We start from the raw sequence: 24913 nt of genomic DNA, 5'->3' as shown, positions 1-24913 counted from the left end.
CCATTGTCAAACCTTAGTTTACAATTACCTCCAATAAGGCATTATAATCCTCCGGTTTTTTTAATTTATTTTTCTTAAAAAAAGTGTCTAAATTACTTTCCTTAGAGGGAAGAGCTTTTTTAAGATCTTCAGCCTTTGCAGGAGTCAGCACTTTATTTTCAGTATTATACAAAAAATATTCAGGCTTCAATGGAGTAAATTTCGCAGGAAGATTCTGTCCATATGCATTTTCCGAAACCTTACCTTCTGTAAATTTTACACTTTCTTTTTTTACAATTGTGTAATTACCTTTTTCAGAAGATGACTGTACATAATAGCTTCCGTTTATCAATCTGATAACATATTTACCGTTTATGTATAAATAATCTATTCCATCTTTCGGAACCTTGAAATATTTATCGCCATCTTTTAAAATAATCTCATCATTATAAATATTATACCTTAAAAGGTAAGTCCCATTTTCGCCTTTGATGGTAGATGGTAAAAACTGAGACTCAAGAAACGGAGATCCCACAAATTCTTTATCAGCCAACTCAGCCACTCCAATTTTATTAACTGCCTGAGACATTAATCTGTTATTATTCAGATTATGCAAAACAGTACTCTGGGAAAAATAAAAACCCATTGAAAACAGAGATAAAACAAGACTTAACTTTTTCATAAACAATATTTAGATTATTAATTACCAACAATATTATCAATTACCGCTGCAAAACTACCGGCAGCCACAAACGGCTGATAGCTCAGCACAACTTTCCTTGTACAGAAATTAACGGTTGAAGCTGTAGCCGCTACCTGTCTGATACTTACCATTCCATACGTAGGATGCATATATCCTGTCTGCTGAGTAGGAATTGTAATAGCACCAGTAGATGGATTATAAGTTAATTTAATATCATATCCATTTGCATAATAATCTTTTAACAATAAAGTATTAGCATCAGGCCCTGCAGCAATGACAGCATCATATGTCCCGCCAAAAAACGGCATTGTCGCTTTAAAATTACCTGCCAGGAAATATGCCAGTGGACACTTCAGTGCTACAGTCATTGTATGCACCGGTGTAATAACTCCATTCTGAATAGTTGGTGAAGTCAATCTGAACACTGCATTTTTTCCTTCAGGACTAGCACCGGTCTCTAATAATTTGATTGATATTTTGCCATCAAAATTACCGGATGGATTACTTGGTCCCATGAACTGAAAATCAACGCCTTCTTTTAATTGAGATGTAGGATCAACTACCAGGCTCACTTCTGCACTCGGAACCTTCACAAGCGTTCCATACTGCAGTTCTACAATTTTCGAGCCACTTCCCTGATCAACCAATTCCTGAGAACTGGCCGTGATAAAATTTAAGTAAGGATCATCCTCATAATGAATCTCCTCATTGGTACAGGAAAATGCTGTGGCTGAGAATAGTGCTATAAATAAATATTTAAATGTTTTCATTTTCTAATTTTTAAAAAAAATTAATACCCTGGATTTTGTTGAATAGTAGGATTCCCCTGAGTCTCAGCTCTAGGAATAGGTAAAGACTTCATACGGTAATCGTCAATTGGAATGGTAACAGGAATTGATTTAAGATCATCTGTAGGATCTCTATCAATAGCTACTCCAGCAATAGCTCCAAGTCTTTTTAAATCCAAATATCTGTGTCCTTCCAGATAAAGATCTTTTCTTCTTTCAAGTAGGATATCCGTATACGCAGCCGGCTTACCTGCATAAACAGGCATAGGAACCGGAGCCACATAATTCCTTGCATCTCTTACATTTTTAACATAGCCTGCAGCAACACCGTAATTACCTTCTTCAACTGCACATTCAGCCAGAATGAAATACATTTCAGACAACCTGAATACAGGAAGATCATTTCTTAACGGAGCCTGGGAGGCTATTTTTTCTCTGTAGATATCTGCAGTGGTAGGATCCGGTAAAAGCTTAGGTCTTCCCGGGTATTTATCTATAACCAGGACATCAGCATCTCTATAGGTAGAAATGGTAGCGTATCCTGCGTCAATCTTTGCAGTAGGATCAATATAAGCGTATCTTCTGATATCTCCATTCACCTGAGCTAATAAATTAAATGTTCTTCGTCCCATATCATACAGGATAGAACCGCTCAAACTGGAAGTATTCGAAGCAAGTGAGGCACCAATATTCCCCCACGCTCCAACAATAGGTCTGTTCAATGCAAAAATCATCTCTCCCTGACTGGTATTATTAAGCATTTTTGCATACGGATTTCTTGTGAGATAACCATTCAATGCTATGTGTGCCGCATTATTTTGCGCCAGACTTCCCGGAGCAGAACCAGGGATACTAGCGTTCACCAAAGGAGTCAGCACTAAACCGGAAGAAGTCAATACGGCCTGCGCCGCAGTTTTAGCCTGAGGATACATTCCTCTATACAGATAATATCTTGCTTTAAAGGCGTTTAAAAAGTTGGCGCCAATTCGGTAATAATCACCGTTATTAGCTGCTAAATTTGTTTGAGCATAAGCAATATCAGCATCGATAAACGCAAAGATCTCTGAATTATTCACCCTTGGCGCAGTTTCTGACTGGCCCGGAACGCGATCGATCAACATAACCCCTAAAGCAGCAGGATCTTTCATATTCGTGGAAAAATAAGATTCCAGCGTAAAGTAAGAGAAAGCTCTTATCAATCTTGCCTGGGCTATGATATTATTATATTTTGCCTGATCTGCAGCTGCCGGAGTTATTTTAGCAGCTCCTTCCAAAAGTCTGTTTACTCTGTTGATTGTTGTATAATTTCCCAACCATATATTCGCTACAAATCCATTGGTTACATCCAAATAAAACTGATGCGCACTTAAAGCCAATTCGCTATTCTGTGGCCCCATGCCTAATTCATCGGTCATTTGTCCTGAGAAAAACAAACCATTTGTAATATCCAGTCCCGAATAAACAGTTCCGTTAAGATACTTGTTCATATCTTCGGTATCTACAAATGTATTCTCTGCATTCAATTCTCCATCCTGAATAATATCCAAAGCATCATTACACGAAGACAATCCCATGGAAACAAATGCGGATAAAATTGCTATTTTAAATATATTTTTCATATTGAAATTCATTAGTAGTAAAATTAAAATTCTAAGTTAACCCCTAGCGAGTAGGTTCTCGGGTTAGGATAAACACTTAAAGGAAACGTTCCCAGTCCCTCAGGATCATAACCTCTCCATTTTGTCCATGTTGCAATATTCTCACCCTGAACAAAAATTCTGGCAGTTTTAATCACCGAATTTGAATTAAAAAACTTTTTCGGAACATTATATCCTAATGTTACATTTTTAAGCCTTAGGAAAGATGCATCAAACAGCAATCTATCTGTAATACCTGAAACAGGTGCATTTAAAGAAGGAATATCTGTTTCACGATTATCAGGCGTCCATGCATTCAGTAAATCTGATGATACGTTGTACCCAGCTCTCATATAAGCAGGATTTAATGCCCATGATAACTGATTGTCTGATCTCCAGAATTTAGCCTGGAAAGAGAACAAGGCATCAAGGAAGAATCCTTTATATTCAGTATTAAAACCGAAACCTCCTGTGTATTTAGGGAAATAATTTTTACCGGTCTTTCTTCTGTCTTTATCCAAAGCCTGCTCTGAAACAGCGCCATTAGAATCCAGATAAAGTTCATTTCCGGTATTAGGATTTACCCCAAGATAAGGAACAAGATTCCATTCATTAATAGTTCCACCTTCTTCCAGCAATAACGAACCTGTAGTTACAGGAACCTGAAGTTTGGTAATTTTATTTTCATTATAAGAAGCGTTGGCAAAGAAAGTAAGTTTGTAGTCCGGGTTCATTAAAACATTATATCTTAATACAAGTTCTACCCCTTCGTTTTTCAAACTACCGTAATTTCCTCTGTAGTTATATTGTCCTGTAATTGCAGAAGACGGAATATTGTAATACAACATGTCTGTATTTTTTCTGTACACGTCCACATTTCCTTCAAGTTTGTTTTTCAACAACTTAAAATCAACACCAATATTCCCTTGCTTAATTTCCTCCCATTGTACAATAGGGTTCGGGATTGTATTCAGAAAATATCCCGGTGTATTTCCGTATCCATTTCCTACCACATTAATTTCTCTACTGATCCCTGTGGCCAGCAACATTGGGTTGGTATCATCCGCAGCAGCAATAACGTTAGCATTACCCTGTGTTCCGTAAGATGCTCTTAATTTCAGCATATCAAAGAAAGATCCATCCATAAACCCTTCTTTATCAATATTCCAACGGCCTCCTACAGACCAGAATGTACCCCATTTATTACCTGGAGCAAATCTGTAGTTACCATCTCTTCTGATGGTTCCACTGAAGCCATATTTGTCTTTATAATCGTAATCTACCGTAGCAAAATATGAAAGAGCTCCTGCTGTAATTTTATTAGCTCCCACTGCAGGAACATAAATATCTTTGTCCGGATCAAAAGGAATATATCCTGTACCCGCGCCAATAGCGAAGGTTTTAGGATCCAATCCGTTCTGAACCTGAGTACTGTTATAGAAATGGACTTTATTATATTCCATATAAATACCCGCTCCAACAGTATGCTCTCCAAAAACTTTATTATAGTTTGCACTAGTAACCGTAGTGAAGTTTAATTCTCTGGAATTAACAATTGTCTCACTTCCACCATACTCAATTCCTGAGGTAGATGCCACAACAATCGACAGATATCCTTTAGGGTTTCTTCCGGCAAATGAATTTCCGATTTTTAAATCTGCTCCGGTTCTGTTGTTTAAGGTGATGTCGTCTGTTAATTTATAAGAAGTTGTAGCACTTGCAAAAACAGAAGTTTCATTAAACTTACCAAATACAGACTGGTCTCCTCTCAGTACATCTTCCAGAACATACGCGAAGTTACCCGTTGCTGAAGAAGCCGTACCGATGGCATTGAATAAATCTCTACCTGAGCCGTACTGGCCGGACTTTACATAAGGTAGCGCTATAAATGATCCAAGTAAAGGATTCTGCACAACGTTACCGTTGACCCCGGAATTATTCTCCTGGTTTAACTGACTTCTTTTAGAATATCCTAAACCAATAATAGCCGTATAGTTAAATCTTTTATCTTCGGATCTACCGGTAATATTATTTCTAAATGTAAATCTTTGAAACTTTGTATTAGGCACAAGTCCTCCCTGCTCCAAATATCCTAAGGAAGAATATACCGATGTATTTTCACCTCCGAAAGTAGCAGAAATATTATGCTGTTGTGTCACATCAGCCTTGAAGAAAACTTTCTCCCAGTCCGTATCTACAGGATACTCAGCAATCTGCTGATCAGTCAGCGTACTACCAAGCAATGCAGTCCCTCCGTTCTTTTGAATTTTAAGTAACTGATGAGAGTCGGCAATATTGTACTTATTTTTAGGCATTACACTCACCCCTGTCATGGCAGAATAGCTTAACTTAAGTTTAGCATTAAATTTTCCACCTTTAGTTCTTACAAGCAATACCCCGTTTGCTCCTCTGTTCCCATAAATGGAAGTAGCAGCAGCATCTCTAAGGACAGAAATAGACTCTATATCTTCAGCATTTAAATTCCTGAACTGATTAGCTCCTGTAGGCACACCATCAATAATTACCAAAGGCTCAGTATCCGCAGAAAGGGAAGAAATACCTCTGATCACAAGATCTATCTTTGCAGATCCCGGAGAACCGGAATTTGACGCAATAGTCACACCCGGCGCAGATCCCTGTAATGAATTCAGGAAACTCACGTTCGGTCTATTTTCCATAACTTCAGCACTGATGGTCGTGTTTGCACTTACATCTTTAGGCTTTGTCAGGGTTCTATTGTAACCGAGGACCACAACTTCCTCAATATCTTTTGTCTTGGCTGTGTCGGTTTTAGTTTTTTGGGCATTATACATTCCGTTTAAGAAAAACAGAACACCAACACTCAATACACGTATTTTAACATTCATATTAACAAATTTTAATATCCATGTGACAAATATGTTAATAAATCCCAATATTTACAAATAAGCCAACAAAAACACATTGAAATATTTTATCACTACACTAAAAAACACCAACTATTGAATAATTATTAATCAATAAAAACGCAAAATAATTAATTAAAATTTAATTTATAATGCAATTTTAACTGTTTTTACTTAATTCGATAAAATGTTAAATTATTAATTTAGAATCATTATAAATTAATGTAAATAAAAAAGCTATATTAATTCACAATAGTATGATTTTCATGTAATTACAAATTTAAAAGTAAAAAAATCATACAATTTCTATCTCTACTTTCCCGTCATAACAAGGGCTCCCAAAGATTTCACACCCAATTATGTCGTAAAAAAACAGGTCGTTTTTAACACCTTTTGTAACTTCCTTTAATTCAAGCAGTAACCGGGTCAAAATATCAATTTAACGATCAATTTTAACCAAATATCTTCTCAACAGTCATTATTTCAGTTCCAATAATTGTTTTCAGTTCAAAAATTAAACAGGTCCATTTTAACATAATTTAACCTAAGTTTAGGTTAAGAAAATTAAGATTACATCACTGATAGAAACAAGAATGACAGGCATTATTTTCGTTTAGCAGTTAATATAAAATTCAGTGAAGCTATTTTAAGAAATCAATAAATTCATTACAGCTTAGAGCATCCATTTTTTTCTTTACATCATTAAAGACAAATACTGCTTCCCTATTAAATCTAATCCAAAGACTTTCATTAAGACAAACAACAGAACTATTTAAGCTATAAATCGCCAGCTTTAGCACCTTATAGGCATGGATCAGCGAATATTATCTATTTATTCCAAGACCGGCAAAAGATTGAAAATTATAAAACAAAAAAAACCACTTTCCTGGGAAAGTGGTTTTATATTTATAGTTAGAAAACTGTTATTTCAGTTTTTTCTTAACAGCTACTTGTTCGTAAACTTCAAGAATATCTCCGACTTCGATATCGTTGTATCCTTTTAGGTTCAGACCACATTCGTAACCTTTCGTTACTTCTCTTACGTCATCTTTGAAACGCTTCAAGCTTTCAAGTTCTCCGTCGAATTTCACGATACCGTCTCTCAGTACTCTTACTTTCGAGCTTCTCGTTACTTTTCCTGAAAGAACCATACAACCTGCGATTGTTCCTACTTTAGAGATTTTGAATACTTCTCTGATCTCAACGTTACCCATTACCTGTTCTTTGATTTCCGGAGAAAGCATACCTTCCATGGCTTCTTTCACCTCATCAATTGCAGCATAAATTACTGAGTATGTTCTGATCTCGATTTCTTCTTTATCTGCTAATTCTTTAGCATTGGCTCCGGCTCTTACGTTAAATCCGATGATAATAGCATCAGAAGCAGTTGCTAAGTTAACGTCAGATTCAGTGATCTGTCCAACTCCTTTGTGAAGGATATTTACATTGATCTCTGCTGTAGATAATCTTTGTAACTGGTCAGATAATGCTTCAACTGAACCATCCACGTCACCTTTAAGGATAATATTCAATTCCTTGAATTCTCCTAAGGCAATTCTTCTTCCAAGTTCTTCAAGCGTAGTATGCTTCTTAGTTCTGATAGAAAGTTCTCTCTGTAACTGCTCTCTCTTGTTGGCAATGGTTTTAGCCTCACTTTCATCTGCATATACTTTGAACTTATCACCTGCTGTAGGTGCTCCATCTAAACCTAGAATAGTAACAGGAATTGAAGGACCAGCTTCCTTAAGGTTTCTTCCTCTTTCATCAAGCATTGCTTTTACCTTACCGTGGTTTTTACCGGCAACTACATAGTCTCCTACTCTTAAAGTTCCCGTTTGTACCAGCATGGTAGCTACATATCCTCTTCCTTTATCTAATGAAGCTTCAATCACAACACCCTGAGCGGCTCTATCCGGATTAGCTTTAAGATCAAGCATCTCTGCCTGAAGTAATACTTTTTCCAATAGAACATCCATATTGTTACCGAACTTCGCAGAAATTTCCTGCGCCTGAACGTTTCCACCCCACTCTTCTACAAGGATATTCATCCCTGAAAGTTGCTGACGGATATTATCAGGATTAGCACTTGGTCTGTCCACTTTGTTTAATGCAATGATCATTGGTACTCCTGCAGCCTGTGCGTGAGAAATAGCTTCTCTCGTTTGTGGCATTACATCATCATCCGCTGCAATTACAATAATGGCAATATCGGTGATCTGAGCACCTCTGGCTCTCATCGCGGTAAACGCTTCGTGACCCGGTGTATCTAAGAATGTAATTCTTTGTCCGTTTTCTAATTTTACGTTGTATGCTCCAATGTGCTGCGTAATACCTCCTGATTCACCAGCAATAACGTTAGTCTTTCTGATGTAGTCAAGTAGGGACGTTTTACCGTGGTCAACGTGACCCATTACAGTTACAATTGGTGCTCTGGAAGAAAGATCTTCCTCAGTATCCATATCTTCTTCAGATTCTACTTCTTCTAAGTCAGCATCTGAGAATTCAATTTTAAAACCAAATTCATCAGCTACCAATAATAAGGTATCAGCTTCAAGTCTCTGGTTCATGGTTACCATTACCCCAAGGGAGAAACAAGCAGAAATAACTTCTGTAGGAGAAACGTTCATTAAACTTGCCAATTCACCTACTGTGATGAATTCAGTTACTTTTAATGTTCTGTCCTGAGCATCGATCTCCTGCTGACGTTCGTCCTGTTCTCTACGGTACGTTCTCTTATCTTTTCTGTGTTTAGCAGATTTAGACTTACCTCCTTTGTTGGTTAGTTTTTCAAGAGTTTCCTTGATCTGGTTTTTAACCTGCTCGTCGGTAAGCTCAACAGGCATGGTTCTTTGCCCTGGTCTGTTGTTGTTTCCACCGCCTGGACCTTTCTTGAATCCGCCTCCCTGACCTGGTGGACGATTTCCCTGGTTATTTCCAAAACGATTTCCTCCCGGACCTCCTTGTCCTGGTGGACGGTTACCTCCCGGGCCACCTTGTCCTGGCGGACGGTTTCCTCCTGGGCCTCCCTGACCTTGAGGACGGTTGTTACCCTGGCCTCCCTGGTTATTGTTATTATTTCCTGAGTTTTGATTGTTCCCCTGGCCTTGTTGATTCGGGCCTCCCGGTTTTTCAATTCTCTTTCTTTTCTTTTTAGCGCCTGAACCAGGTTTTGGTGCAAATTGCGTTAAGTCTATCTTTTCACCTACGATCTTAGGACCATCAAGTTTCTGATAAACGGTTTCTATTTTCTGAGGTTCCTGAGATTCAGGCTCAGCTGGTTTTTGAGGCTCTGCTTTCTTTTCAGCAGCAGGCTCTGGCTGCTTTGGAGTTTCTTTCACAGGTTCTGCCGGTTTTTCCTCTTCTTTTTTCTCCTCCATTTTGGGTTTATCTTTTTTTACAGGTCTATTTCTAGATTCTATTTGGGACAGATCAATTTTATCCAGAACTTTGAATTCCTGCTTTTCAGGAGCAGCTTTTACTTCCGGTTCAGCCACAACTTCTTCTTTCTTCTTCTCTTCTACCGGTGCTGCCACAGGTACAGGTGCTGCTACGGGTGCAACAGGCACTTCTTCCACTTCAGGGGCTTTAGGTTCAAGATCTATTTTACCTAAAATCTTAGTTTCTGGTTTGTTTGCTTTAGCTCTTATTACTTCAGGGGTTTTCTTTTCCTCAATTTCCAGTTTTTCTTCCGGAACTTTGGTGATCACCACCTCATGGGAAGCTTTTCTTTGTTCACCGTCTTTGGCAAACTCAGCCTCCAATGCAGAATATGCCGCTTCTTCTAATTGAGCGTTAGGATTGTTTTCAACCTCGAAATCCTTTGACTGTAAAAATTCTACTAATCTGGACATCGAAATGTTGAATTCCTTAACCGCTTTATTTAATCTTATTTTTGGCATCTATATTATTTACTATTTTTTTTAATTCTTAAAATTAAAGTATTTCTTTTTTACTGTTTATTAAAATTTATTTAAAAATCTTAATCTTCAAATTCTTCTCTTAGAATACGTTTAACATCTTCAATAGTTTCTTCTTCAAGATCCACCATATTTAAAAGACTCTCTGTATCCTTATCCAATACTGATTTCGCAGTAGTAAGACCTACTTTCTTAAATTCATCCAAAATCCACTGCTCGATATCATCGTTAAATTCTCTCAAATCAACGTCGTCATCCTCGCTAGCTTCTCTATATACATCAATTTCATATCCTGTCAACCAAGAAGCCAGTCTGATATTCTGACCTTGTTTCCCGATTACTTTAGAAATCTCTTCAACTGGTGTATAAACTAAAGCATAGTTTGAATCCTCGTTGATGTCAATTTTGTTGATGGTAACATTTCCTAAAGCTCTCTTTACCAAAATTTCAGCGTTTTTAGACCACTGAATAACATCGATGTTTTCATTTCTCAACTCTCTTACCACTCCGTGAATTCTTGATCCCTTCACACCCACACAGGCTCCTACAGGATCTATTCGGTCATCGTAAGCATCTACTGCAATCTTCGCCTTCTCACCAGGAATTCTTACTACTTTTTTAAGCATAATCGTTCCGTCCTGGATTTCAGGAATTTCCAGCTCTAATAACTTCTCTAAGAATTTAGGTGCAGTTCTGGAAATAATAATCTGTGGTTTTGAACCTTTAAAATCTACTGTTTCAACAATAGCTCTGATATTTTCGCCCTTTTTAAAGAAGTCGGACGGGATCTGGTTTTCTTTTGGCAAAATGAATTCATTCCCTTCATCATCCAATAAAATCACATGCTTGTGACGGATGTGGTGAATTTCTCCAATTACAATCTCCCCGATCTTGTCTCTGAACTGCTCATAAAGCATTGCATTATTATGCTCCTGAAGTTTTGTAGCCAGGATCTGCTTTAAAGTAAGGATATTTCTTCTTCCCAATTGGGCAACAGGAATTTCCATCGTAAAATCTTCACCCACTTCAAAAGTAGGGTCAATTTTTTTAGCTTCAGAAAGTTCGATTTCCAGATCATCATCTTCAGACATCTCGTCCTCTACAATCGTTTTATTTAAAAATATCTGAAAATCTCCTTTATCAGGGTTCACAATTACATCAAAATGATCATCTGAATCAAATCTTTTTCTCAAAAGGGTCTTCAGTGAATCTTCAATAATTGCCATAAGATCAATCTTACTGATCCCTTTTTCGTCTTTAAAATCACCAAAGGATTCAATCAACGCTATATTATCCATCTATTCTTTTTTCTTTTAAAATTTAATTACTACTAACGCTTTTTTTATCTCAGAGTAAGGAATTTCTTTTTCCTCCTCCACATCCACTTTCCCTTTTCCGATCTCTTTCGGTTTTCGGTAGCGTAAAATAAGTGTGATCTTCTCATCGTCTACTTTGGCCAGTTCACCTTCTATTTTGGTAGCATCATTCAGCAATACCTCGATCTCTCTTCCAAAATTCTTCTTGAACTGTCTGGGAGCCGAAAGTGGCTCACTCAGTCCTGCAGACATTACCTGAAGGCTGAAGTCATGCTCTTCACGGTCCATATTAAACTCTATCGCACGGCTTGCATCAAGGCAGTCCTGAAGAGTCACTCCATTATCACCATCCAGGATTACAGTAATGTCATCTCCTGTAGAAAATTTAAGATCCACAAGAAACAAATCCTCTCTGCTATCAAGGAATTCGTTTAATAATTCTTCAATTCTTTTTCTAAACTCCATACATTAAATATCTTGATTTACCAGTACGAAAAAAGGCTTTCTTCCGAAGCCTTCCCATTTTTTCCTGTAAATCCACTGCAAATATACGCATTTTTTCTAAAAAAGCAAAATCTACTTAATTATCAAGTAAATACCTTACAATTTTTCGTTAAAGTTACGGGATACGGACTTGAAAGTTGGAGCGTCAGAGAGTTTTAGGGTTTGAGTGTATGAGGGTCAGAGAGTTTGAGTGTTCTCAATAATCATTGTACTTCCAATATTAATCTTTTACTGAGTCTTAGTGCAAAATCTGATGTCGAAATCTTTATTCCTTGTTCCTTGTTCTTTGTTCTTTGCTCTTTGCTCTTTGCTCTTTATTCTCAGCCCTGCCATTTCCCATTCACTTGCGAAGCAAAATTGACCATTCACCTTTTTCAGTCTCAAACTCAGGTTAAAGTAAATTAAACAAGCAGGTGAAAGTATTTTTATTATTTTTGTCTTAAAATTTAAAAACAGACATTTTGAATATAACAATTGTAGGAACGGGTTATGTAGGGCTGGTTACAGGTACTACCCTGGCAGAACTTGGCAATTCAGTATACTGTGTTGACATTGATGAAAAAAAAGTAGAAGGCATGAAAAACGGCGTAGTTCCCATCTATGAGCCGAACCTTGAAGAAATGTTCTTAAGAAACATCCAATCTGAGAGATTATTTTTCACCACTAACCTGAAAGAAGCTTTAGACAAAAGCGAAGTGATTTATCTGGCACTGCCTACACCTCCGGGTGAAGACGGTTCTGCAGATCTTTCCTATGTCATTCAGGTAGCCAACAATATTGGAGAAATGATGACCGAATATAAAGTCATCGTCAATAAAAGTACCGTTCCCGTAGGTACTGCTGACAAAGTAAGAGAAGTGATTGCTTCCAAAACAAACATTCCTTTTGATGTGGTTTCCAACCCGGAATTCTTAAGAGAAGGTTTTGCGGTGGAAGATTCCATGAATCCTTCAAGAGTGGTGGTAGGAGCCAGCTCCGAAAAAGCAAAAAGCGTCATGGCTAAAATTTATCAGCCATTTACCAATACCGGAATTCCAATCATATTTATGGATGAGAAATCATCGGAACTTACAAAGTATGCAGCCAATTCATTCCTTGCCGTAAAAATTACGTTTATGAATGAGATCGCCAATTACTGTGAAAAAGTAGGTGCAGACGTAGACAAAGTAAGACTTGGAATGGGTAGCGATGACAGGATCGGACACAGATTTTTATTCCCCGGAATCGGATATGGTGGAAGCTGTTTCCCGAAAGATGTAAAAGCGCTTATCAAATCCGGAATTCAGGAAGATTTCAATTTCCAGATCCTGGAAGCGACAGAAAAAGTAAATACCACTCAGAAAGTAATCCTGGTTTCAGAGATTGAGAAATACTTCGGAGGAGATATCAAAGGCAAGAAGATTGCGATGTGGGGCCTTGCTTTTAAAGCCAACACAGATGACATCCGTGAAGCATCATCTTTAGACAATATCGCCTTGTTATTAGAGAAAGGCGCAGAAATTGCTGCCTATGACGCGGTAGCAGAAAGTAATGTACAGAAACTTCTGGGTGACAAAATACAGTACGCCAAAGGAATGTATGATGCCCTTGAAGGTGCAGATGCTTTATTCATCGCTACAGAATGGCCGGAGTTTAAAAATCCTAATTTTGAACTGATGGCCAAGAAAATGAAAAACAAAGTCATTTTTGACGGAAGAAATATGTATCCACTGGAAATCCCTGAACAGAATGGATTCCATTATAAGAGTATAGGTAGAAAGACCATAGAAAATAAATAGATGAAAAATATAATTATTACCGGGGGAGCCGGATTTATAGGCTCTCATGTCGTTAGAGAATTCGTGAAAAACAATCCGGATGCTACGATCATTAATCTTGACGCCCTTACTTACGCAGGAAATCTGGAAAACCTGAAGGACATTGAAAATGAGCCTAATTATGTTTTCGAAAAAGCAGATATTACAAAACCGGAAGAACTGAGAAAGATCTTCGAAAAATACAATCCTGATGCTATTGTGCATCTGGCAGCAGAAAGCCATGTGGACAGAAGTATTACTGATCCTATGGCATTCATCAATACCAACGTTAACGGAACTGCCAATCTTCTTAATTTATGTAAAGAATTCTGGACACTGAATCCTGATCACACCCACGGAAGGTTCCCGGACGAAAAAAGAACTCATTTATTCTACCACGTTTCTACAGACGAAGTGTACGGAAGTCTTGGCGAAACCGGATTCTTCCTGGAAACAACAGCTTATGATCCGCAATCTCCATATTCTGCTTCAAAAGCCGCTTCTGATCACCTGGTGAGAGCATATGGAAACACCTACGGAATGCCATTCATCGTATCTAACTGTTCCAACAACTACGGACCGAATCATTTCCCTGAGAAACTGATCCCACTTTGCATTTCGAATATCATCAACGAAAGACCATTACCCATTTACGGTGACGGGAAATATACCAGAGACTGGCTGTATGTGATAGATCACGCCAGAGCAATCCACCAGATTTTCAACGAAGCTAAAACCGGAGAAACATACAATATCGGAGGTTTCAACGAGTGGCAGAATATTGATCTTGTGAAAGAACTGATCAAACAGATGGATGCTAAACTGGGTAAACCGGAAGGCTATTCTGAAAAACTGATCACCTTCGTAAAAGACAGACCGGGGCACGATAAACGCTATGCGATCGATGCAGATAAGCTGAATAAAAACTTAGGCTGGAAACCGTCTGTAACTTTCGAGGAAGGCTTAGGTAAAACCATCGACTGGTATCTTGAGAACAAAGAATGGCTTGAGAATGTCACCAGTGGAGACTACCAGAAGTATTACGAAAAACAGTATGATTAAACCCATCATGAAGCCAATTATTCTGCTGTTTTCTCTTGTGATTTCTTCTCTGGCAGGAGCTCAGACTCTCCTTCCACCTCCGGCTATGGCCAATGTAGCCCAAAAACGTCTTATCGACGAATTTATAGAAGTTTCACATTACAGGGAAGCACTGATCAATTATGCCAAAGAATACATTGAACTTAAAATGTTTGATTATGATGTGGATCCACCCAAGGAGCTACTGACTAAAGATCAGGCCAGAAGTATCATTAAGAATTTTGATTTTGACGGCTTTAAAGTTTCAATGTACAGTTCATTTTCTTTAATCCCGGAAGAAAACTTAAAAGAACTGATTCAATTTCATAAAACTATCGGAGGCACTTTGTCCAGAGGAAATTCTGCTCTTTTAATGACTCCGACTATTGATCTTAATATCAAAAATCAAATAGACTACGCCATAGAAAACATAAAAAAATAACCGATGAAAGGAATTATATTGGCCGGAGGATCCGGAACAAGACTTTACCCTCTTACAATCGCCGTGAGCAAGCAGCTAATGCCTGTTTACGACAAACCCATGATCTATTACCCTCTTTCGACACTGCTTCTGGCAGGAATCAAAGACATCCTGATCATCACAACACCCCACGACCAGCCTGGATTTATCAAACTTTTAGGAGATGGTTCACAAATCGGATGCAACATTGAGTATGTGGTACAGCCAAGCCCGGACGGACTGGCACAAGCCTTTATTTTAGGTGATGCCTTTATTGGCAGCGATCCCGTAGCATTAGTCTTAGGAGATAATATTTTCTATGGCTCCGAAATGGGAACACTGCTAAAGAACAAAACCAACCCGGATGGCGGAGTCGTTTTCGCCTACCATGTTTCAGACCCGGAACGATATGGAGTTGTAGAATTTGATGATGATTTTAAAGCCGTTTCCATTGAAGAGAAACCTTTAAAGCCAAAATCAAACTATGCGGTTCCCGGACTTTATTTTTACGATAATGAAGTCGTGAATATCGCTAAGAACATCCAGCCTTCTGCAAGAGGAGAACTTGAAATCACAGATGTGAACAACGTTTATTTAAGCAAAGGAAAACTTGAAGTAGGCGTTCTGGACAGAGGAACAGCATGGCTTGACACCGGAACTTTTGATTCCCTGAATGATGCTTCTGAATTCGTAAGCGTTATCGAAAAAAGACAGGGTTTCAAAATAGGATGCATTGAGGAAATTGCATTCAGAAATAAATTCATCAACGAAGAAAAACTTCTTGAAACTGCAGAAAAATATGGCAAAAGTGGCTATGGTGAATACCTGAAGCAGCTTGTCAAAAAATAACATTACATTATTATAAATCTTAACAACTATTGGCTTTATAGTCGATAGTTGTTTGCTCATAATAACAAATATTAATACATTAGTTGTTGTTTTCAGTTTTATGTGATAATTTATTCATTAATTGGAGATACTGAATAAGAATTAAATATTTTAAATTTGTAAAAAATTACACAAATGAATGAACCACAGCAGAAGTGGACAGAAACAATTGATGCGGACCATTCTTTATTTGATCTAAAACTCAAAGAGGTCTGGAAGTATAAGGATCTCGTGTATATGTTTGTAAAAAGAGACTTTGTTTCCAGTTTCAAGCAGACTATTTTGGGGCCTATATGGTTTTTCATCAATCCTATTTTAACTACGATCGTATATCTGATCGTTTTCGGTGCCATAGCCAAACTTCCGACAGACGGAGCACCACCTATTCTTTTTTATCTTGCGGGTGTTACGCTCTGGAATTATTTTTCAGGTTCACTCCTTGCTACATCCAATACCTTTGCAGGGAATTCCTCAATTTTCGGAAAAGTGTATTTTCCAAGACTCGTTACTCCCCTTTCAATCGTAATATCTAACCTAATGCGGTTTGGAGTACAGTTCCTTCTATTCCTTCTTGCATGGGTTTATTATTACAGTCAGGGAAAAGTTCATGCCAATATATGGGTTCTCGCTACACCGTTTCTGGTGTTTCTGATGGCTCTTTTTGCATTGGGAGTAGGAATGATATTTTCAGCACTTACTACAAAATATAAGGATCTCAGTATGTTGCTTGGATTTGGGGTGAGTTTGTATATGTATGCCACCCCTGTTATCTATCCTGTATCTTCACTTCAGGGTATTTTCAAAAAGTTAGCCTATTATAATCCGCTGACAGGTATTTTCGAATGCTTTAAATATGCATGGCTTGGGGTAGGAGATTTTTCTCCTGCTATGTTGGGCATCAGTACGGGTATTATTCTTATCCTGCTGATGATAGGAGTTGTTGTTTTCAATAAGGTTGAAAAAACCTTCATGGATACTGTATAAGGGCAGCAACCTTTTATTAACTTTAAAATTCAATAAAGAATATGCTAGCTTTAAAAGCAGAAAATATATCAAAACAATACCGTCTTGGACAAGTCGGTACAGGCACACTTTCCCATGACCTTAACCGGTTCTGGCATAAAATGAGAGGCAAGGAAGACCCCTATTTAAAAATCGGGGAAGCCAATGACAGAACAACAAAAGCCAACTCTGAGTACGTATGGTCACTTCAGAATATTAATTTTGAAATCGGACAGGGAAATGCTGTAGGCATCATTGGAAGAAACGGAGCAGGAAAATCTACTCTCTTAAAAGTATTAAGTAAAGTAACCAAGCCTACCACAGGCAAAATCTATACACAGGGCAGAATTGCTTCTCTATTGGAAGTAGGAACAGGTTTTCACCCTGAAATGACGGGACGCGAAAACGTTTTTCTAAACGGCGCTATTCTGGGAATGACCCGTAAGGAAATTAAACGAAAATTTGATGAAATCGTTGATTTCTCAGGTGTTGAAAGATATATTGACACTCCTGTTAAAAGGTATTCTTCCGGAATGTACGTGCGTCTTGCCTTTGCTGTAGCCGCCCACCTTGAATCTGAAATCCTTATTGTAGATGAAGTACTGGCTGTAGGAGATGCCGAGTTTCAGAAAAAATGTCTTGCAAAAATGTCCGACGTCACTAAAGATCAGGGACGAACCATATTATTTGTAAGCCACAATATGACCGCCATCAAGTCATTATGCAACCAGGGAATTGTAATGTCTAACGGAGAAATTATTTACAACGGGCCTACGGAAAAAGCACTCAGCGTCTATAACGGAGACAAACAGGTATTTGGGAACAGTGTAATACTGGGCGATAATAAGGACTTCAAGAATAACCTTTTTGAGCTCAATACAGTTGCATTGGTAGATGAAAATCTTCAGTCTCAGGAAACCGATTTTGTAGAAGATCAGAAGTTTAATTTGCTTACTGACATTACGATAAAGGATACAGCAAATGATTATCACCTTTCTTATGTCGTTAAAAATTTCAACAATGATGTGCTTTTTACGATAACCAATTCGGGGAAAGAAAAATTACTGCCGGGCACTAATAAACTGATCTGCGATATTCCTAAAGACTTTTTCAATGTAGGAGAATACGTTTTAAGTTTATATATTATCCGAAACATCCATGAAAGTGTCCTTCATGAAGAAGATATACTAACGTTCAGGATAGCAGAAAAAGGCAAAGAACTTGGTGAATGGCTTGGAGTAGAACCAGGATTTATAAAAACCAATTTTGGATGGCAGCGGTCTTAAACAGGCTCGCGCCATACATAAAAAGCAATGAATACCTTTCTAACCCGATCAAGAAGGCCCTCTATAACTATTTTTACAGACCAAATTCAAAAATCATAAAAATCTTCGATATAGATAGGTGCAGACAACAGGCTGTTCAGAAGATTTTCGAAAAAAGCAATTTTAAGAATTATCTTCCAAAACGGTTAAATACAGAAGAACGTTGCATTGAAACAGATGTTCCTGAAGTATTCATTTACCAGTTTGAGGATGCTTATATAAGTATTGCTTCTTCTGCAATTTGGGTGAAAGACCATCTGATTACTTATAGAAGCAAAGGAGAAAGGTTTAATGAAGGTTTTGTCACGGCACATAATAATATGGATGCGAAAGTAGTTCTGAAAGAAACAGAAGAGCTTGAAGAAGGCTTTTTTCTGGGTGGCAACGGGTCATGGAACTGGTTTCATTTTATGATTGAAATGATGCCCAAGATGATGTTATTTGACGAGAAGTACACCCGTACTATTTTCGTTAATGAAATAGTCCTGAAAATACCAAGTATGCAAACCATTCTTGAAATATTTACAAAGAACAGATTTACGGTTAAATATTTAAATCAGGATAAAACATACTTTGTCAAAAAGGTGTATTATATGAATGATTTCAACCATATTCAGTTTAACCGTTTCGATGGTCAGATCAAAGCAGATGGAACATTTTATAACGCAGAAACAATACGACGCTTTTCAGATAAGATAATAGAAAATCTGCCGGAAAAAACCGGATTACCTACAAAGCTGTTTTTATATCGGAAAAACACCCACCGGATTGCGTCCAATCAGGATGAAATCATGGACTATCTGAAAGAATTTGGCTTTGTACCAGTCTGCCTGGAAGAGCTTAGCATTGATGAACAGGCTTCCTATTTTAAAAATGCTGAATATATCATCGGAATATCGGGAGCCGCCTGGACGAATATGATTTTCTGCAGAAACCATCCTAGAGCGATCTCTTTTGTAGCTGAAAATGCAGAATCTTTCACTGCTTTTTCCAACCTGGGCCGTATATTTGATGTAGATTTTCATATACAGTTATATAATAATAACGGGCTTCACTCCGATAGTAATTTTATAATTAACTTTGAGGACTTTAAAGAACTATTTAGAAACATTAATGGAATACAATAAACCACAAATCATCACATTCGATAAGATAGGATCATCTCAGCTGGGTTATATCACCATAGCAGAAACCCAGAAAAATGTTCCTTTTGAGATACAGCGTGTCTACTGGACCTACTACACTCCTCATGATGTGACAAGAGGCGGACATGCCCATAAAGAACTGCAGCAGATCATATTTGCTGTCTCAGGAACCATTATCTTTAATACGGAAGATAAAGATGGTAACAAAGAAACTTTCACCCTGGATCATCCTACAAAAGGTTTATATATTCCTAAACTGGTATGGAGAGACATTCAGTTTTCCCACAATGCGGTTTTGCTTTGTCTGGCGTCTGAAATATATGATGAGGAAGACTATTTCAGAGATTTTGAAAGTTTTAAAGAAGCAATCGATAACAAATAAATTTTCGTACCTGAACCTCACTCCGGTGATGAAGGTATTAATATAAATAATAAAAGATGATAATTGAATACAAAGGAATTAAACTGAGATTCGTTGAGACCGATGATGCTTCATTTATAGTATCGATCAGAAATAATGAAAAAAAGTCCAGGTTTATTTCAAAAACTTCTCCTGATGTAGACGCTCAAAAGCAATGGATACAAAGCTATAAAGAACGTGAACAACAACAGAAGGAATATTATTTTATTGCCTTTGATGAAAACAATGAAGACTTTGCCACGTACAGAGTTTACAAAATAGATTCCGGACTTCCTGAAATAGGAAGCTGGGTTTCCAAACCTGAGTATTCGAACGTCAAAAACTCAGTAAAAGTGGATATGGCTGTCAAAGATTTCGTTCTGAACGAATTGAATTTCGACACCATTCAGTTTGAGGTAAGAAAACAGAATACATCCGTAAACAGCTATCACAAAATGTTTAAGCCCGAGCTCATCAGAAGCGACGAGGAAAACAACTATTATCTATTAACAAAAGACACCTTTAATTCGGTACTTCCGGATATTCTCAAAAAATTTAAAATATAAGCTTATGTCAATCAATGAATTTATCAAAAATTTTCAGGGTCAACTTGAAAATACGGACACAGTGGTAGAACCTGAAACTGCATACAGCCAGGAAAGCTACTGGGATTCACTTACCGCTATGGTGATCAAAGTAATGATCGAAGATGAATATGGCGTAGATATTGAGCCGGAGCAGATTACTTCGTTCAAAGATATCAACGAACTTTATTCTTTTATTGTTGAGAAAAAACAGTAAATATTAAACAATGGCTTTTATAAAACATATTTCAACCTACATTCCTGAGAACGTTATTTCCAATGAGGAGATTTCAAAAAAGTTTCCGGACTGGGAAAGTGACAAGATTCTTGAAAAAATAGGGATCAGAAACAGGAACATTACCGGAGAAGATGAGTTTACATCAGATATTGCTGTAAAAGCACTCAATAAACTCGTTGAAGAATACCAGATCGATAAATCTACGATAGATTATCTAATTGTCTGTACCCAAAGTCCTGATTATTTCCTACCTGCAACAGCCTGCCTCGTTCAGTCGCAAGCCGGTTTAAATACCAGTTGCGGGGCTATAGATATCAATCAGGGATGTTCGGGCTATATTTATGGATTATCTCTGGCCAATGCCCTTATTGATTCTAAAATGATGAAGAATGTTGTTTTGATCACCGCGGAAACGTATTCAAAACATATTCACGAAAATGATAAAGGAAATATCAGTCTTTTCGGAGATGCTGCAGCGGCAACGCTGATTTCTGAAGACGGCGATTTTGAAATCCTGAAGTTTTCTGTAGGTACCGACGGAGAAGGCGCGAAAAACCTGATCGTTAAAAACGGTGCTGTAAGAAATAAAAAAACAGACAGCACAGAAGACAAAGACAACTATCTTCATATGAACGGTCCGAAGATTTTTGATTTCACGTCAAAAGCGATTCCCGGACTTGTAGAAGAAAACCTGAAAATAAACGGCTTTGAAAAAAGTGATATCGACACCTATATCTTTCATCAGGCCAACACCTTTATGCTCGATTTCTTAAGAAAAAGAATCAATATTCCGCAGGAAAATTTCGTCATCGATATGTTAGACTATGGGAATACCGTATCCTCTACCATCCCTATTGCCTTTAAAAATTCATTTGCAACAAGAGATTCCAAAAATGTGATGCTTGTTGGTTTTGGCGTAGGCTATTCCTGGGGAGCAGTTTGTTTAAGAAAAAAATAATTGAGCGTTTAAAATAATAGTATTATGATAAAATTTCTTGATCTTCAAAAGGTCAATTTACAGTATCAGGAGGAAATTGAAAACAAACTTGTCAGTGTTTTCCGAAGTGGATGGTATCTGCAGGGCAGTGAGCTTAAAAACTTCGAAACCAACCTCGCATCATACATCGGTTCAGAATATGCTCTGGGCGTAGCCAACGGACTGGATGCACTGCGTCTGATCTTCCGCGCCTATATTGAATTAGGATTCATGAAAGCCGGCGACGAAGTTCTTGTTCCCGCCAATACGTATATCGCTTCCGTTCTGGCTTTATCAGACAACGGACTGGTTCCTGTATTTGTAGAACCGGATGCCAATACCTATAATATTGACATCGCCAAAATTGAAGAAAAAATAAGCCCGAAAACAAAGGCCATCCTGATCGTTCACCTTCAGGGAAGAATTGTTTTTTCCGAAGAGCTTAAAAATATAGCAAAAAAGCACAATCTTAAAATTGTAGAAGACAACGCACAGGCTATCGGAGCAGAATGGAACGGTATCAAATCCGGAAATCTGGGTGATGCTGCAGGTTTCAGTTTTTATCCGGGCAAAAACCTGGGTGCTTTAGGTGATGCAGGAGCTGTAACGACTAATGACAAAGAAGTCTTTGAAGCTATCCGTGCTATAGCCAATTACGGTTCCAACCAGAAATATGTCAACATCTATAAAGGATTAAATTCAAGACTGGATGAAATTCAGGCTGCCGTTTTAGACGTAAAGCTTAAATACATCGGTCACGAAAACGGAACCAGAAGAGAAATCGCTAAAAGGTTTATCTCTGAGATCAACAATCCAAAGATCATCCTTCCTGAAAATCCGGCTGACGAAAATGAGCATGTATGGCACGTTTTTGTAATCCGCACAGAGAAAAGAGATGAACTTCAGGCCTATTTAACAGAGAAAGGAATCAGTACCATCATCCACTATCCTATCCCGCCTCATAAGCAGGAAGCATATAAGGAATACAATGACCTTACTTTCCCTATCACCGAAAAAATGCATGAAGAAGTATTGAGTCTCCCGATCTCTTCAGTTTTGGAAGAAGAAGAAATTCAGGCGATCATCGATGCTGTAAACGGGTTTTAGTTAAAAATACATGGAGCAACCGTTAGTAACAGTCGTTGTCGTTTCCTATAACCATTCAAAGTTTATTAAGGAAAATCTGGACAGCATAAAAAATCAGACCTACAGCAACATCCAGTTGATTGTAGGTGATGATGCCTCTCCCGACAACTCGGCTGACATTATGGATCAATGGCTGACAGAAAACAATTATTCTGCAGAAAAAAACTTCCATGCTCAAAATACAGGGCTGGCTACCATGCTCAATGAATGTGTTGCTCTTGCAAAAGGAAAATATATCAAGCTCATCGCAGCAGACGATTTTCTTCATCCCGAAGCTATTGAAAAGTCTGTTTCTAAGCTGGAAAATCTAGGTGAAGACTATGGAATGATTTTCACTGATACTTTTGCCGTCAATGAATCCTCTGCTGTGGTTCAGGATGTAGCCGATTACAACAAAACAGGAAATGTAGATCCTCTGATTTTCAGACAGGAACTTATCAAAGGAAACCGCATTCCTGCACTTACGGTTATGATGAGAACAGAAGCAGTGCGGGAAACCGGCAAATATGATTCAACATTTATTGTAGAAGATTATTACAGGTGGCTGAAAATAAATGAAAAATATCTGATTGCCTATATTCCTGAGAAACTCGCTTATTATCGAATACATACAGACAATATTTCAAAAACAAGAGCTGAAAGAATAGATCTCGAATTTGCCATGCTCCAAACCATGTTTGATAAAGAAGGAAAGGTCAGGCACAAAATCAACGGATTTATTCAGCAAAAATATTTTTTAAAAAAGGAAATTCCTGCAGAGTTTTTTATCCTCTATAAGAATTATCCGTTTCATATCAAAAGACTTGTATTTTGTATTCAAAATCATATCCCTCCTATGATTTACAAAATAGCATGTAAATTTATCTAATATTTGTTTTCAAAAATAAATAGGTAGATTAAAAGATAAAACAAAATGAAAAAAAAATTAAAAATAGGTATACTTGCGTCCCCTTCTCTCTCGGGGGGGAACAATGTCATATTTGAGCATATCTCTCATATTCACAAAAGAGGTGAGCTGGAAGTCATACTTATTTTCGACAATCCTGTTAAAGATGAAGAGCTTTTTTGGTTTAAGGGAATTCAGGAAGTACCTAGAATAACCCTACAACAAGCCGAACATATCCACTTTGACGTTCTTATTGCTACATTCTGGCGAACCTGCTATGGGCTTGCTTCTCTGAATGCAGATTCTTATTTATATTTTAATCAGTCTGTAGAATCAAAATTTTATCCGGATAGTGATTTTAACAATCAAAATGCGGCAGAAGCGGCCTACTTTTTAGAGCTCAATATCATTACTGAAGCCAGTTGGATTCAGAAATACGTTAAAGAGAATTATAATACAGATTCTGAATTGGTGCTTAACGGGATCAGGAAAGAAAACTATTCTCCCACTGGAGAAGCCTATGCACAAAGGGAAAACGGCAAACTCAGAGTACTGATTGAAGGAAATATTAATAGCAGTTTCAAAAATGTAGCAAAAACTATAGAAATCTGTAAAAAATCCAAAGCAGATGAAATCTGGCTATTAACGAATTCACCCATCCAAAATTATGAGGGAGTAGACAGAGTATTTTCAAATATTCCTACCCATGAAACTCAAAAAATATTCCGTTCTTGTGATGTATTGGTGAAATTAAGCACCGTGGAAGGAATGTTTGGCCCACCGCTGGAAATGTTCCATTGCGGGGGAACAGCAATCACATATAATGTAACAGGGCATGAAGAATATATGAAGCATGAATTCAATTCTCTCATAGCTGATATGAATGATGATACAAAAATTCTGGAATACATTAACCTTCTGAAAGATCACCCGCAAAAACTGGAAACTTTAAAGAAAAATGCGTTGCAGACTGCCGGTCAATGGTATAACTGGGAGGATGCTTCTTTAGCATTTGAAAAAGCGATTTTGAAAAGCATTGAAAAAGAACAGCCTACAAAACAGGTTATTCATAAAAAAATCCAGGTGCTTAACAGATGGTTCACCAAAACCAATGAACTTACTGAAGAAGTCAAACAAACAGACAGAAAGCTAGGTCTAAAAATTCATAAGAAACTAGCTTCCATCTTGAAAAAATTTAAGATATAAAGTTTTTCTTTTAAGGTAAACCAGTTAATCATTGAAATAAAACTCATATACA

At 37.6% G+C, this 24913-nt stretch carries 21 protein-coding genes; 14 read left to right on the top strand and 7 right to left on the bottom strand.

Going from position 1 to position 24913, the window contains the following annotated elements:
* Positions 1-13 precede the first annotated feature (13 nt).
* The 7 genes from BM143_RS14140 to rimP all read right to left on the bottom strand — a co-directional run bounded on the left by BM143_RS14140 (position 14) and on the right by rimP (position 11690).
* Positions 14-661: a hypothetical protein gene (locus BM143_RS14140; protein WP_139222050.1), complete on the bottom strand. Its 648-nt coding sequence runs from the start codon at positions 659-661 to the stop codon at positions 14-16.
* Between the two features lie 17 nt (positions 662-678).
* Complete coding sequence (locus tag BM143_RS14135) at positions 679-1452, bottom strand: hypothetical protein (protein WP_090025092.1); 774 nt, start codon at positions 1450-1452, stop codon at positions 679-681.
* 20 nt (positions 1453-1472) lie between these two features.
* A complete protein-coding gene (locus BM143_RS14130) occupies positions 1473-3089 on the bottom strand; it encodes a RagB/SusD family nutrient uptake outer membrane protein (RefSeq protein WP_090025397.1) in 1617 nt (538 codons plus the stop codon).
* Between the two features lie 23 nt (positions 3090-3112).
* Positions 3113-5974 (bottom strand): SusC/RagA family TonB-linked outer membrane protein, encoded by a 2862-nt coding sequence (locus BM143_RS14125; protein ID WP_090025091.1) that lies wholly within the window; start codon positions 5972-5974, stop codon positions 3113-3115.
* A gap of 941 nt (positions 5975-6915) precedes the next feature.
* A complete protein-coding gene (gene infB / locus BM143_RS14120) occupies positions 6916-9891 on the bottom strand; it encodes a translation initiation factor IF-2 (RefSeq protein ID WP_034723919.1) in 2976 nt (991 codons plus the stop codon).
* Positions 9892-9971: 80 nt separating this feature from the next.
* Positions 9972-11207: a transcription termination factor NusA gene (nusA, locus tag BM143_RS14115; protein ID WP_034723922.1), complete on the bottom strand. Its 1236-nt coding sequence runs from the start codon at positions 11205-11207 to the stop codon at positions 9972-9974.
* A 15-nt stretch (positions 11208-11222) separates the two neighbouring features.
* A complete protein-coding gene (gene rimP, locus BM143_RS14110; protein ID WP_090025090.1) occupies positions 11223-11690 on the bottom strand; it encodes a ribosome assembly cofactor RimP in 468 nt (155 codons plus the stop codon).
* 500 nt (positions 11691-12190) lie between these two features.
* On the opposite strand from rimP, the gene BM143_RS14105 reads away from it, so the two are divergent.
* From BM143_RS14105 to BM143_RS14040, 14 genes are all read left to right on the top strand, one after another.
* A complete protein-coding gene (locus tag BM143_RS14105) occupies positions 12191-13507 on the top strand; it encodes a UDP-glucose dehydrogenase family protein (protein WP_090025089.1) in 1317 nt (438 codons plus the stop codon).
* Entirely contained in the window at positions 13508-14587 is a 1080-nt protein-coding gene (gene rfbB / locus BM143_RS14100) for a dTDP-glucose 4,6-dehydratase (RefSeq protein WP_034723929.1), read from the top strand.
* Positions 14580-15047 carry a hypothetical protein gene (locus BM143_RS14095; protein ID WP_228430840.1) on the top strand — a complete coding sequence of 156 codons (468 nt, stop codon included), beginning with the start codon at positions 14580-14582 and terminating at the stop codon, positions 15045-15047. Before rfbB ends, BM143_RS14095 begins: the two co-directional genes overlap by 8 nt.
* A 3-nt stretch (positions 15048-15050) precedes the next feature.
* A complete protein-coding gene (rfbA, locus tag BM143_RS14090) occupies positions 15051-15914 on the top strand; it encodes a glucose-1-phosphate thymidylyltransferase RfbA (RefSeq protein WP_034723931.1) in 864 nt (287 codons plus the stop codon).
* 174 nt (positions 15915-16088) lie between these two features.
* Positions 16089-16937 (top strand): ABC transporter permease, encoded by an 849-nt coding sequence (locus tag BM143_RS14085; protein ID WP_090025088.1) that lies wholly within the window; start codon positions 16089-16091, stop codon positions 16935-16937.
* A gap of 41 nt (positions 16938-16978) precedes the next feature.
* Positions 16979-18241, top strand: a complete 1263-nt coding sequence (locus BM143_RS14080; protein ID WP_090025087.1) for an ABC transporter ATP-binding protein — start codon at positions 16979-16981, stop codon at positions 18239-18241.
* Positions 18226-19407 carry a glycosyltransferase family 61 protein gene (locus BM143_RS14075; RefSeq protein WP_167375297.1) on the top strand — a complete coding sequence of 394 codons (1182 nt, stop codon included), beginning with the start codon at positions 18226-18228 and terminating at the stop codon, positions 19405-19407. The genes BM143_RS14080 and BM143_RS14075 overlap by 16 nt, the downstream gene beginning before the upstream one ends.
* Complete coding sequence (locus BM143_RS14070) at positions 19394-19807, top strand: sugar 3,4-ketoisomerase (protein WP_090025085.1); 414 nt, start codon at positions 19394-19396, stop codon at positions 19805-19807. Before BM143_RS14075 ends, BM143_RS14070 begins: the two co-directional genes overlap by 14 nt.
* Positions 19808-19863: 56 nt before the next feature.
* Positions 19864-20391 (top strand): GNAT family N-acetyltransferase, encoded by a 528-nt coding sequence (locus BM143_RS14065; RefSeq protein ID WP_034723934.1) that lies wholly within the window; start codon positions 19864-19866, stop codon positions 20389-20391.
* Positions 20392-20395: 4 nt separating this feature from the next.
* Positions 20396-20626 carry an acyl carrier protein gene (locus BM143_RS14060; protein ID WP_034723936.1) on the top strand — a complete coding sequence of 77 codons (231 nt, stop codon included), beginning with the start codon at positions 20396-20398 and terminating at the stop codon, positions 20624-20626.
* Between the two features lie 10 nt (positions 20627-20636).
* Positions 20637-21605, top strand: a complete 969-nt coding sequence (locus tag BM143_RS14055; protein ID WP_090025084.1) for a 3-oxoacyl-ACP synthase III family protein — start codon at positions 20637-20639, stop codon at positions 21603-21605.
* Between the two features lie 24 nt (positions 21606-21629).
* On the top strand, positions 21630-22730 hold the full coding sequence (locus BM143_RS14050; RefSeq protein WP_090025083.1) for a DegT/DnrJ/EryC1/StrS family aminotransferase: 1101 nt from the start codon (positions 21630-21632) through the stop codon (positions 22728-22730).
* 10 nt (positions 22731-22740) lie between these two features.
* Entirely contained in the window at positions 22741-23637 is an 897-nt protein-coding gene (locus BM143_RS14045) for a glycosyltransferase family 2 protein (RefSeq protein ID WP_090025082.1), read from the top strand.
* A gap of 45 nt (positions 23638-23682) precedes the next feature.
* On the top strand, positions 23683-24861 hold the full coding sequence (locus tag BM143_RS14040; RefSeq protein WP_090025081.1) for a glycosyltransferase: 1179 nt from the start codon (positions 23683-23685) through the stop codon (positions 24859-24861).
* The last annotated feature ends 52 nt before the right edge of the window (positions 24862-24913 follow it).

The sequence above is a fragment of the Chryseobacterium oleae genome, from assembly GCF_900115055.1.
Classification (GTDB): domain Bacteria; phylum Bacteroidota; class Bacteroidia; order Flavobacteriales; family Weeksellaceae; genus Chryseobacterium; species Chryseobacterium oleae.
This window is presented reverse-complemented; position numbering and strand designations above follow the sequence as displayed.